9 protein-coding genes and 1 riboswitch are annotated in these 12,136 nt (G+C 53.4%); of the genes, 8 read left to right on the top strand and 1 reads right to left on the bottom strand.

Annotated features, from left to right (window positions below; translation table 11 throughout):
• The first annotated feature begins 12 nt into the window (after positions 1 to 12).
• From ACZ5PT_RS11400 to ACZ5PT_RS11435, 8 genes are all read left to right on the top strand, one after another.
• Positions 13 to 1,638 carry a lytic transglycosylase domain-containing protein gene (locus tag ACZ5PT_RS11400; RefSeq protein WP_464263157.1) on the top strand — a complete coding sequence of 542 codons (1,626 nt, stop codon included), beginning with the start codon at positions 13 to 15 and terminating at the stop codon, positions 1,636 to 1,638.
• 3 nt (positions 1,639 to 1,641) lie between these two features.
• The gene (locus ACZ5PT_RS11405; RefSeq protein ID WP_464263158.1) at positions 1,642 to 2,403 is read left to right on the top strand and encodes a hypothetical protein; all 762 of its coding nucleotides are present in this window, start codon (positions 1,642 to 1,644) and stop codon (positions 2,401 to 2,403) included.
• A gap of 129 nt (positions 2,404 to 2,532) precedes the next feature.
• Positions 2,533 to 3,258: a tetratricopeptide repeat protein gene (locus ACZ5PT_RS11410; protein WP_464263159.1), complete on the top strand. Its 726-nt coding sequence runs from the start codon at positions 2,533 to 2,535 to the stop codon at positions 3,256 to 3,258.
• A 33-nt stretch (positions 3,259 to 3,291) separates the two neighbouring features.
• Positions 3,292 to 3,978 carry a Smr/MutS family protein gene (locus ACZ5PT_RS11415; RefSeq protein WP_464263160.1) on the top strand — a complete coding sequence of 229 codons (687 nt, stop codon included), beginning with the start codon at positions 3,292 to 3,294 and terminating at the stop codon, positions 3,976 to 3,978.
• A 97-nt stretch (positions 3,979 to 4,075) separates the two neighbouring features.
• On the top strand, positions 4,076 to 4,567 hold the full coding sequence (locus ACZ5PT_RS11420) for a hypothetical protein (RefSeq protein ID WP_464263161.1): 492 nt from the start codon (positions 4,076 to 4,078) through the stop codon (positions 4,565 to 4,567).
• A gap of 306 nt (positions 4,568 to 4,873) precedes the next feature.
• Entirely contained in the window at positions 4,874 to 5,821 is a 948-nt protein-coding gene (gene cysK, locus ACZ5PT_RS11425; protein WP_464263162.1) for a cysteine synthase A, read from the top strand.
• 85 nt (positions 5,822 to 5,906) lie between these two features.
• A riboswitch (SAM riboswitch) is annotated at positions 5,907 to 6,033 on the top strand.
• Positions 6,034 to 6,133: 100 nt separating this feature from the next.
• Positions 6,134 to 7,285: a trans-sulfuration enzyme family protein gene (locus tag ACZ5PT_RS11430; protein WP_464263163.1), complete on the top strand. Its 1,152-nt coding sequence runs from the start codon at positions 6,134 to 6,136 to the stop codon at positions 7,283 to 7,285.
• A gap of 111 nt (positions 7,286 to 7,396) precedes the next feature.
• Positions 7,397 to 9,190, top strand: a complete 1,794-nt coding sequence (locus tag ACZ5PT_RS11435) for a dynamin family protein (RefSeq protein ID WP_464263164.1) — start codon at positions 7,397 to 7,399, stop codon at positions 9,188 to 9,190.
• Positions 9,191 to 9,262: 72 nt separating this feature from the next.
• Here the strand turns inward: ACZ5PT_RS11435 and ACZ5PT_RS11440 are convergent, their stop codons facing one another.
• A complete protein-coding gene (locus tag ACZ5PT_RS11440; RefSeq protein ID WP_464263165.1) occupies positions 9,263 to 12,112 on the bottom strand; it encodes an Rne/Rng family ribonuclease in 2,850 nt (949 codons plus the stop codon).
• Positions 12,113 to 12,136: the final 24 nt, after the last annotated feature.

Consider the following 12,136-nt stretch of genomic DNA (forward strand, 5'->3'; position numbering starts at 1 on the left):
TTTGGAGATTGTATGTTGAAGGTATTGTTATTATTGCTGCTTCTCTTGCCACTGGGGGGATGTTTTTTCCCCACACAGCAGCAGGTTCAGCTTGCCCCCGAAAGTGAAGAGGCCGCACCGTTGGTTCTCTCCGGCGAAGCTGTGACTGATTCCTTGGTAAGCCCTGCCGGGCTGTCTGCTCCCGTTCCGGCAGAAGTCAGCCAAGCGATACTGACGGCAGCGCTTGATCTCCAGGCCATCCCCGCAGTCGAAGCCCCTGAACCACAGAAGTTACCGTACAGCGGCGATTTTCCTTTGAGTGATCATCCGCGTATTGACAAGCTCTATAACTATTACACCGGCAATGGACACAAAATGTTCGGCCGCTGGTTGGAGCGGGCCGGTCGCTATATCCCGATGATTCAGGAAGTGTTCGTCAGCGAAGGCGTGCCGAAAGATCTCGCCTATCTGGCGTTGATCGAATCCGGTTTCAATGCCAAGGCCTATAGCTGGGCTCATGCTGCTGGCCCCTGGCAGTTTATCGAGAGTACCGCCAAGTTATACGGCATGAAAAACGACTGGTGGCGCGACGATCGCTGTGATATCGAAAAATCGACGCACGCGGCGGCTAGACATTTGAAATATTTGCATGATCGCTTTGATGGCAATTGGTATCTGGCTGTTGCAGCCTACAATGCTGGCGGCGGTAAGGTGCGTAAAGCGGTCAGGGAGCGTGGCAGCAGAGATTTCTGGCAACTGGTCGAAGGCAAGGTTCTGCGTGAGGAAACGCGTAATTACCTGCCGAAGCTGTTGGCTACGTTGAAAATCGTCAAGGATTTGCCAGGTCACGGTTTTGCTGATCTCGACTTTGAAGAGCCGCTTGTTTACGACGTCGTTACCATTCCGTCCAGCACCGACCTTGAGATTGTCGCACGTTTCTGTGACGTTGGTTATGCAGAAATCAAGGAGCTCAACCCCGCCTTGAAACGCTGGAGTACTCCCCCCGGTGTACGTGATTTTCAGTTGAAAATACCGGCCGACAAGGCCAGCCAATTCGAACAGCTGTATGCTGAATTGCCCAAAGAGCGACGGGCTAGTTATCATCGCCATCAGATTAGACCGGGCGATACCTTAGGCAGACTGGCGAAAAAATATCATATCCAGATTGACGATATCATCACCCTGAACAGCATCAAAAATCCACGCGCCCTGCAGGTTGGCAAGGATCTGATCATGCCGTTGCAGGAAAATTTCACCAGCCTGCCGGTCGATTCTCTGGCTGATAATTACCAGCGCAGTTACCGCCGGACCTACACGGTGCGTTCTGGTGACAGTCTGTGGAAGATCGCTAATCGTTTTAGTGTCACACAGAAACAGTTGCGCGTCTGGAACCGACTCGGGTGGAGTAATCTGCTTCGTCCGGGGCAGAAACTGGCGGTTTCCAAACCGGGTAAAGGCAAAACTCGGGTGGCGCAAAAAAATGGCCCGTCAAAGAAGGTCGTTTATCAAGTCCTGCCGGGGGATACCCTGTGGGGGATCGGTCGCCAGTTTGATGTTGAAACCGAAATGATTCGCCTCTGGAACGATCTTAACAATAGTCACGTCTTGCGGCCTGGACAAAAATTGACGCTGATGGTGACGGCCAGCCGACAGGGCTAGTCGGTGGCTGTCGAGCGTGCCCTGTGCCTGTCTCGTTGGGACGGGGCGCTGCCGGATGGATATCAACGCCTCTATTTCGGTGCGGAATTCTGTAGCTGGACCTTTCCGCCCTTAAACCAGATTGAAGCAGCTCTCACATTCAGTCGTCAGACTGATCTCGCCTTTACCCTGCTCACCCCAGTGTTGCGTGAAGAAACTCTGGTAGAACTCCATTCTTTATTCTCAGCTCTTCAGTCCCAACTGCAACCGAACGATGAAGTGGTTATCTCCGATTTCGGGGCCCTAGCGCTGGTCCGAGAATTACTCCCGCAAGTTGAGGTCGTGCTTGGACGGGCGTTGTCGGGGCAAAAGCGTGGACCACGGATTGAGGAATTACCGTTGAGCGAAGCGGCCCTTGATTATTTCCGTCAAGGGAGTTGGTACAGTCGTGAAGCGGTCAAGCTGTTGCAAGAAGAGGGCATTTCTCGCGTCGAGCTAGATAATCTGCTGCAAGGGGTGGCTCCTTTGCCGGAAGGGTTGCACGGAACCCTGCATACCCCATATGCCATGGTGACCTCCAGCCGTAATTGTCCTTATCATTTGGACAAGAGTGGACAGCGCTGTCAGGTGACCTGTGGCGAGGTTTTTCGCTTGCGTAGCAAACAAACAAAGCACCCCTTGTTTCAGGCAGGGAACAGCCAATTTCTGGAACTGACCCACCTGCCGCAGAACCTCTCCGCCCTTGGTATTGATCGACTGGTTGAACATCCGCAATTGCCTCGCTGATTGTGGCGAGTTTGCTTTGACATTTTGAGCGTGGATTGCTAAGGTTCAGCGCCGAAATGTGTTGTTATGTGGCCAGTTTGTTCACCTCTCCGACACAACTAAAACCTGTCTGGAAAAGGATTTGTCTTCATGCTTAATATGATTATTTCTCTCGCCTTGTCAGCCCTGTCTGCTGCCTTGGTGATGAATTTTGTAACGGATGTTTTACCGATCGTTGTCGCTGTGGGCGTCGTTGGTTTCTTCTTGCCGTTTATCATTATCCTGCGGATCGTGATGAAAAAGGTAGAAGCGGCGATGATGGGTGCCCAGCAGGATGTTCAGGCCAACCGGGCGGAAAAAGCGATTACATCGTTGAAGGGGGCACTTAAATATGGTCCCTGGCAGTTTTATATCAAGCAGCAGATCTTTTCCCAGATCGGCAGTATTTTGTATATGAAACGCGACTTCAATGAAGCGATCCCCTATCTGGAAAAAGGTTTTGTTCGCAACTGGGTCAGTATGGCGATGCTGGCGATTGCTTACATGAAAAAGAGCAAAACCGGCAAGATGACCGATACCTTTAAAAAGGCCGTTTCCGGATCGGCTAAAGAGCCGATGCTCTATGCCCTTTACGCTTTATGCCTCGACAAGGTCGGTGAGCGGCAGCAGGGGATCAGTGTTCTGCAAAAGGGTCTGAAGAAGACCTCTAACGATAGCCGTTTGCAGGAAAATATCGATCTTTTGCAGGCCGGTAAGAAGATGAAGATGAAGGGCTTTGGTGATATGTGGTATCAATTTCACCTGGAGAAACAGGGTGCCCTGATCAAGAAACAGACCAAGATGATGACCGGTCGCCGCAAGCAGGTCGTTCGCTAACTGGAAAATGTTTTCATAGGCATAGAGGCACAGATGGCCAAAAAGAAAAAAGTCACCAAGCCGTCAGTCAGAGAGTATAGCAGCAGCCCCTTCAGCAATCTGAAGGGGCTTTCTGTATCCGGGGAAGATGTGAAAAAAGAGCAAGCAGCAGCGCCGATAGTCGAGCCGCCGGATGAGCTGTCCAGCTCATTTGCCGATCAAATGACGTCGCTCGGTGTCGAGCGGCTTAATTCTGCCGATGATACAGGCGACGAACTGTCGGTAGAAACAGTTCCTGCTGTCGAAGAAAAGTACGCGCCCCCAGAACCGACTGAAGAGGCTGAGTTTCTCGAGGCGATGGGGGAGTTACAGGTTAGCTTCAGCGATCATATTCCCGCCGAAGATGTCCCGCCGACTGCCTCGGCTCGGCGGATAAAGCAACTCAAACAGGGCAAGCTGGTGCCGGAAGAAACCCTCGACCTGCATGGGCTGCAGCGCGCTGAGGTTGCTGAGAAGCTGCTCTTCTTTTTACAGGCTGCGGTTCGTCAGGGGTATCAAACCGTACTGGTGGTTACCGGGCGTGGATTGCATTCTGTCGACGGTGAGCCGGTTTTGCGCTCGGAGGCAGAACGCTTCCTGTCGACCGAGGGCTGCAAGTGGGTCGCCGAATGGGCGCGAGCCCCGAGGCAGTACGGTGGAGCTGGGGCCTTGGTGCTGTTTTTGCGCAAGCGGCCGAAATAATTATTCCGCCAATCTTTTTTGTCAACCGATTCCTTCTGGGTTCGTTTAACAGTGCATAGGGCTTTTCTGTCTTACACTATGATCTAAGGAGGATCAAATGAAAAGAGTGCTGAAAAAATCCTGGCTGACCTGGTCTCTGTTGCTGCTGTTTATGTTGAGTCCGGTGGCTTTTGACCTGTCTAGCGGCGGATTTTCACTGCAGACGGCGCTGGCAAAAAATGGCGGCGGTGGTGATGGCGGCGGTGATGGCGGCGGCGGTGATGGCGGCGGTGATGGCGGCGGTGGTGATGGCGGCGGTGATGGCGGCGGCGGTGATGGCGGCGGCGGTGATGGCGGCGGCGGTGATGGCGGCGACAACGGGAGTGGTGGTGCGAACGGTAGCGACCTTGGTCAGCAAGCGGAGCATCAGAACCAGCATCTAGAGCAACAAGAAATGCAACAACGTCACCAGCATCAGAATAAATATAGTCATCAGCTGCAGATTGATCCCGAACCAGTCGATGATTCTGCCGATGATTCTGCCGATGATTCTGCCGATGATTCTGTGAGTGAGGTTCCTGATCCTCAAGAGGTCGAGAGTTCGACTTAAGGTAGAGTAAGGGAATTATTCAAAGCCGTACAAGTTCTGGCGATTGGCCAGGGTATTGTACGGCTTTTTTTGTTTGTATTGGTGCGGATAACTATTTCTGATTACAGACGTTGTGCTTGTCTGCCTGGTGTTATTTCTTTACTTCTGGAGTAGCAAAAGGCGGGTAAGCTCAATTGTGAACTTGACTATTCTACTGTGGCGAGATATGTTTCACAAAGCAACGTAGGCAGTGTGGCTGTAGGTAGCTTGATATTGAGTTGTTTACCAGAGATCGCAGCCGCAATTTAGCAGTTTGAGGAGGAATAGATGGGCCAGATTTTTAACGATAATTCATTGTCGATCGGTCGGACACCGTTGGTGCGTTTAAACCGTGTGGTGGCACCAGGTGGCGCTAATGTTTTTGGCAAAGTTGAAGGGCGCAATCCTGCTTATTCGGTCAAATGTCGGATAGGCGCGTCAATGATCTGGGATGCGCTAAAAAACGGAAAGTTAAAGCCTGGGATGGAGATTGTTGAGCCAACCAGTGGAAATACCGGCATCGCCCTAGCGTTTGTCGCCGCTGCCAAGGGAATTCCGATTACCCTGACGATGCCTGAGACGATGAGCTTGGAACGGCGTAAAGTCCTCAAGGCTTTTGGTGCTAATCTGGTTCTGACCTCCGGTGCTAAGGGGATGGCTGGCGCGGTTAACGAAGCCGAACAGATGGCTGAGTCGGACCCGGCTCGCTATTTGCTCTTGCATCAGTTTAAAAATCCAGCCAATCCAGCGATCCACGAGCAGACGACCGGTCCGGAAATATGGGAGGACACTGATGGTCAAATTGACGTCCTGATTTCCGGAGTCGGAACCGGCGGCACTATCACCGGCATTTCGCGCTATATCAAAAATGTTCGCGGCAAGCAGATCCTCTCGGTGGCCGTAGAGCCGGCCGACAGCCCGGTCCTCAGTCAACATCTTGCTGGTGAGATGCTGCAACCGGGGCCGCACAAGATCCAGGGAATCGGGGCCGGTTTTATCCCTGATACCCTCGATCTGGACATGGTTGACCGGGTCGAAACAGTGACCAACGAAGAATCGATCGAGTACGCACGGCGCTTGGCTATTGAAGAAGGGCTCCTCTCGGGGATCTCTTGCGGTGCTGCCGTTGCCGCAGCCGTCCGCTTATCGGCCGACCCTGAGTTTGCCGGGAAAAATATCGTTGTTATCCTGCCCGATTCCGGTGAACGTTATTTGTCGAGTGTTCTTTTTGATTAGTCTGGTCCGTTCCGCGGAAGAATGAGTTGGCCGGTTATCGCACGGTAACCGTAAATTGGTCGATTCTTGAAATGATAATTGACAGTCTTTATCGAGAGTGGTGGAGGGACAGGCCCTGCGAAGCCACAGCAACCGGTTCGATCATTTGATTGAGCAGATGGTGCTAATTCCTGCTCGATCTTGCCATTCGCAAGTGTCGGGAACGATGAGGTCGGTGCTTCAAGCTGCGTTATTATTGAAGCCCCTTCTCTTGCCTGTGAGAAGGGGCTTTTTTGCGCCCTTCGTGATCTTGAATTCCGAAAGGGGATGATGATGTCCAAAAGAACCTATGACAGCCTGGCGACCCGTAGTGTGCAGATCGGTGTCGGCCATGATGATCAAACCGGCGGGATCAGTTTTCCAATCTATCCCAGTGCCACTTACCGGCATCCGGGGGTCGGCCAGAGTACTGGTTATGATTATACCCGTAGCGGAAATCCGACCCGTGAAGTTTTGGAAAATGCCTTTGCCGAGTTAGAGGGGGGGGCGCGAGGCCTGGCCTTTGCGTCTGGAATGGCCGCGTTGACCACCTTGTTTCTACATTTCTCCAGTGGTGATCAGTTGCTGGTCTCAGAGGATCTATACGGCGGGACTTACCGGGTTCTCGAAGAGGTTTTTGCCAAGTTCGGCATCCACACTGTTTATGTTGATACTGCGGATAGCGCCGCAGTTGAGGCCGCAATGACCGCGCAGACCAAAGCCCTGTTGGTTGAAACCCCGGGGAACCCGTTGCTCGGGATCGCCGATATTCGTGCCTTAAGTGAGTTATGCAAGGCGCGTGGGCTGCTGTTTGTTGTCGACAACACCTTTCTGACCCCGGCGTTACAACGTCCCTTAGAGCTTGGGGCGGACGTTGTCGTTCATTCGGCGACCAAGTATTTGGGCGGGCACAGTGATCTGTGTGCCGGGGTTCTGGTTGCCAAGGATGAGGCTCTGGGGGAACGGCTCTATTTTTTGCAGAATTCCACCGGCGCAATTCTGCCGCCGCAGGATTGTTGGCTATTGATTCGTAGTTTGAAAACCCTGCCGCTAAGGATGGAACGTCACTCTGCCAGCGCATTGAAGGTGGCGCATTGGCTGCAGCACCAACCGCAGGTGACTAAGGTTTACTATCCGGGATTGCCCGAACATCCGGGATACGATTTGTCCCGACAGCAGGCCAGTGGCTTTGGCGGCATGCTCTCTTTTCGAGTCAAAACCCCTGAGTTGGCAAAACAGGTGCTGGAAAAGTTACAGCTGATTTCATTTGCCGAAAGCCTTGGTGGGGTAGAAACCTTAATGACTCTGCCCGCAGTGCAGACCCACGGCGATATTCCTGAAGCAGAGCGGCAGCGGCTAGGAATCTGCAATAGTTTGTTACGCCTGTCGGTCGGACTGGAAGATCCTGATGATTTGATTGCTGATCTACGTCAGGCCTTTGGGTAGAATCAGTCACGGGTAACGGTGATCTCTCTCCCCCTTCAGTCATCAGTTGTGCTATTCTGCTGTCCTTTAAGGGCGTGGATATCTGATGGTTTCTGAACGTGAGGGAGAGCAATGGAAGAGGAGTTGCCGGTGGGTGCTACACCCGCTGAATTGAATGATACGACTGGCCTGTCAGGACTTCTGACCCGGGCGATTACCTGCCTTTTTGAGCTGGGAAGCGATTACTCCGTCAGTTGTGATGAGCTGCGGACCTTGCAATCGCGTCTTGTTGAAGGTCGTTTCCATCTGGCCGTACTGGGACAGTTCAAACGCGGCAAAAGTACCTTGCTCAATGCTCTGCTCGGTGATGACCTGTTGCCGACCGATATCTTGCCGGTGACGGCAATTCCAACATTTATCAGTGCCGGTGCCGAGATTAGTATCCAGGTGCATTTTCTCGATCGCGCCGAGCCCGAACATATTCAGGCCGCTGACAAGCAGGGATTAGCCTCTGTTCTTGCCGACTATGTCACCGAGGCGGGCAATCCACACAATCAGCGTCAGGTGAGCCGGGTCGAGATTCGGCATCCGGCAAAGTTGCTGCAACAGGGGGTTGTCCTGATCGACACTCCCGGTATCGGTTCGACCCTCAGGCATAATACTGAAGTTGCCCATCAGGTTCTTCCCCAGTGCGATGCTGCCCTGTTTCTGGTTTCTCCGGACCCGCCGATTACCGAGATGGAACTTGATTATCTGCAACAGATTAAGAAACGCCTGCCACGAACTTTCTATCTGTTGAATAAGGTTGATTTTCTCAATGAAAAAGATCGCGTGGCATCACTGCAATTTTTAGCGAATCAGTTAGAGCCTTTTTGTGATGGCTCTCCGCAGGTGTTGCCCTTATCCGCCCGCAGCGGTTTGAAAGCACGTTTGGAGGGGGATACGCTAGGGTGGAAAAATAGTGGGATGCAGCAGGTCGAGCAAAGTCTGATCGATTTCTTTGCCCGTGAAAAACAGCAGACCTTGCACGACGCGCTTACCCGGCGGACATTGGATCTGATCAACGAAGCGGCGCTGCAACTGCAACTGTCCTTAAGTGCTCTTAAGTTGCCGGAAGCAGAGCTTCACCGTCGTCTCGAGCTGTTTCGCAAGTCTCTGCCTGCTGTTGAGCGGGAGCAGCAGGCTTCCGCCGATATTTTGGCCGGAGATCTAACGCGGGTGGTTGAAAAGCTGGGTGAAGAGATTGCTGATTTGCGCGAACGCTGCAAGCAACAGATCCTTCCTCTGGTCGAGTCTCGTATCGAGTCTGTCGAAGATCCGGAGCAGATGGAGCAGTTGGTGCATCAAACGATCGCTGAAGAAACGGGTCAGTTCTTCGCGCCTTCGCTGCGCGACCTGACCGAAGTGATCAGGGCAGAAGCCACCGGACTCTTGAGTCTCAATCAGGAGCGGAGCAATAAACTCATCGAGCAGGTTCGGCAGAGTGCTGCTGAGCTTTTCGAGATTCCCTATCAGGCCCCGGTGGCGCAGACCTCATATGCACCATTTACTGTGCCGGCCTGGAGTGACGATCTTTTTACTTCTGCTATGGACCCGTTGGGCCAGCGTTTCTCACGTAAGTTTTTTACAAAAAAGTACCGTCGTAAGCGGACTGTTAACCGTTTGCGCGAAGCGAGTAAAAAATTACTCAACCAGAATGTCGAGCAGATCAGCTGGGCTTTGCGACAAAGCCTCGATGAAAGTTTTCGGAAGTTTGGCGCTGACTTGAGTGAGCAGTTGGATAAGACCATCGCTGCGACCCGCAAGGCAATGGAGGTGGCTCTGGAACGCAGTGAGTCCCATTCGCGTGCAACCAGCGCGCGTGAGATTCAGTATAAACAGTCGTTGGCTGTTTTGGAGGCGATTTCGGGTGAACTCTGTTCTTAGATTGAAAACGATCAAGATTTGTCTGTAAAAGAGAAAACGGCCGGATCAGTGAGATGATCCGGCCGTTTTTTATCAAGAATCCTGCTGATTTTGTGGCTCGGCAGGTTTGGCTGTTTTACGCGGTCGGCCTGGGCGGCGTTTCGGTTTCTCCGCCGCTGGCGTTTCGCCGGTCGTCGCCGTCGCTTCGGCCGGAGCAGCCTCTGCTACCTTTTTGGTTTTTCTGGCTCGCGGCTTCGGCTTCTCTGCCGCTGGCGTTTCGGCGGTTGCCGTTGTTGTTTCGGTCGCTGCGGTTTCTGCTACCTTTTTGGTTCTTCTGGCCCGAGGCTTCGGCTTTTCAGCCGCTGCTGTCTCGGTAGCTGCCGTTGTTGTTTCGGTCGCTGTGGTCTCTGCTACCTTTTTGGTTCTTCTGGCCCGAGGCTTCGGCTTTTCAGCCGCTGCTGTCTCGGTAGCTGCTGTCTCGGTAGCTGCCGTTGTTGTTTCGGTCGCTGTGGTCTCTGCTACCTTTTTGGTTCTTCTGGCCCGAGGCTTCGGCTTTTCAGCCGCTGGCGTCTCGGCGGTTGCCGTTGTCGCTTCGAACGGTGTGGTTTCTGCTACCTTTTTGGTTCTTCTGGCCCGAGGCTTCGGTTTTTCAGCCGTTGGTGTCTCGGTCGCTGCCGTTGTTGTTTCGGTCGCTGTGGTTTCTGCTACCTTCTTGGTTCTTCTGGCACGTGGCTTCGGTTTTTCAGCCGCTGGCGTCTCGGCGGTTGCCGTTTCTGCCGGAACGACCTCAGCCACTTTTTCACTTCTGCTGCGCGCCGTCGGGGTCTCTTCGGCGGACGCATTTTCAGCCGTTGCAACGGTTAGTCCCGCCGGTGTTTCGACTGCGGGTTTTCTTGTGCGGCGGGGTCGACGTTTCGGTCTCTCTTCGGTTGCTGCTGTCTCTGTGGTCGCTGTCATCTCTACGGCAGCATCAACTTCAGCAGTTGCATTTGCTTCGCCTTGTTGGCTGCTGGCTTCAGCGTTCCTTTTCGCCGCAGGTCGACGAGAGCGACGTCTTCTTGGGGACTCTTTGGCCGTCTTTGGTGACTCGGCTTCGGCAGTGCTCTGTTCCTTAACCTCAGCGGTGCCTTCTGCTGCTTGCGGAGTCTCTTCCGTGGCTTGAGCTGTCGACCCGTCAGGGGTCGCCTCGTCGGAGGTTTTCTGCTCGTTCTGCTCGGTGTTGCCAGAAGCTGGATGATCAGTTTTCCGCCGCCGCCGGCGACGTCTGCGACGGCTTTTTCTTTCGCCTGTTTCTTCCTCTCCAGTAGCTTCAGGATTTGCATTGTCAGCGACCAGGGTATCGCTACTCTCTGGTAGTGCCTCTGCCTTTGTTTGCTCCGTGTCTTCATCTAGCTGAGCTGCGGCGAGGGCGTTTTCTATCTGATTGTCGTGGGAAACCGGGGCGATTTCGCGGCTGCTCTCGCCATTCTTCTCCCGTTTGTGCAGTTCGATGTCGAGCTGACCGGGGAGCATGTCTGAGCGGCCGATGATGGTGATTTTCAGGTTGAGGCGTTTTTCCAGATCAACCAACGACTGGCGTTTACTGTTGTGCATGTCGTTAGCGACCTCAACCGGGACACTGGCTTCGATGTGGCCGATATGTCCCTTGGACGCTGCCGCATGGATTTGGCGCAGCAGGGCCACGGCTTGGTTTTCGGCACTTTTGATCCGTCCTTTGCCGAGACAGTGAGGGCACTCCAGATAAGAACCGACACTCAAGGTTGGCTTGAGGCGCTGCCGACTCATTTCCATCAGGCCGAACTGGCTGAGCCGCCCGACCGTTACCTTGGCCTTGTCGTCTTTAAGCGCTTTACGCAGCTCGTGTTCGACATCGCGGATATTTTTTCGGTCGCGCATATCGATAAAGTCGATGACCACCAATCCACCAAGATCGCGCAAGCGGAGTTGTCGACCGACTTCGGCAGCCGCTTCCAGATTGGTCTTGTAGGCGGTTGCTTCGATGCCACTTTCGCTCGACATCTTGCCGGAGTTGACATCGATGGCAACCAAGGCTTCGGTCTGATCGATGACAATGGAACCGCCTGAAGCCATGGGGATCTGATTTTTCGCCAGGGCGTCAATCTGCTCTTCGATCTGATAGCGAGAGAAAATCGGCCGGCGTTCGCGGTGCGACTTGACCAGGTGGGTCAGTTCCGGCATCACCAGGGCGAAGAAGTCTTTGGTCTCTTGATAAACCTTTTGATCGTCGATCAGGACCTCGTCCATTTCCGTGCTGAAGTAATCGCGGATCGAGCGGATTACCAGGTTTGATTCCTGGTAGAGGTGGGCCGGGGCCTTGACTTGATCTTTACGGGAGACGATGCCTTCGAACAGGCGCACCAGATAATCAAAGTCACGCTTGAGCTCTTCTTTTTCCTTGCCGATACCGGCGGTGCGGACGATGTAGCCCATCCGTTCCGGCAGGTTCAGTTCGGCCATGGTGCGTTTGAGCTTTTTGCGTTCCGGATCATCCTGGATTTTACGCGAGACACCTTTGGTTGTGCTGTCTGGCATCAACACCATGTAGCGGCCGGGGATCGACAGGTTGGTCGTTAATGCTGCCCCTTTGCTACCGCGTTCTTCCTTGACGATCTGGACAAGGATTTCCTGGCCGCGTTGCAGAATGTCGGTTATGCGCGGGCGGCCTTTGGATTCATCTTTGCTGGGATAGAGATTGGGATGGATTTCGCCGATTTGCAGAAATCCGAGTTTCTCGGCGCCAAAATCGACAAAAGCGGCTTGCAGTCCGGATTCAACCCGAACCACCACCGCTTTATAGATGTTTCCTTTGGTCTGTTCCTGGCCGGCAATCTCGATGTCAAGTTCGCTCAAAATCCCGTCAACAACGATCGCCACCCTATTTTCCTCTGGGTGGGAGGCGTTGATCAACATCTTTTTACTCATTGTTACTAAACCTTTCTGTCCGTC

This window comes from Desulfuromusa ferrireducens (assembly GCF_055389805.1).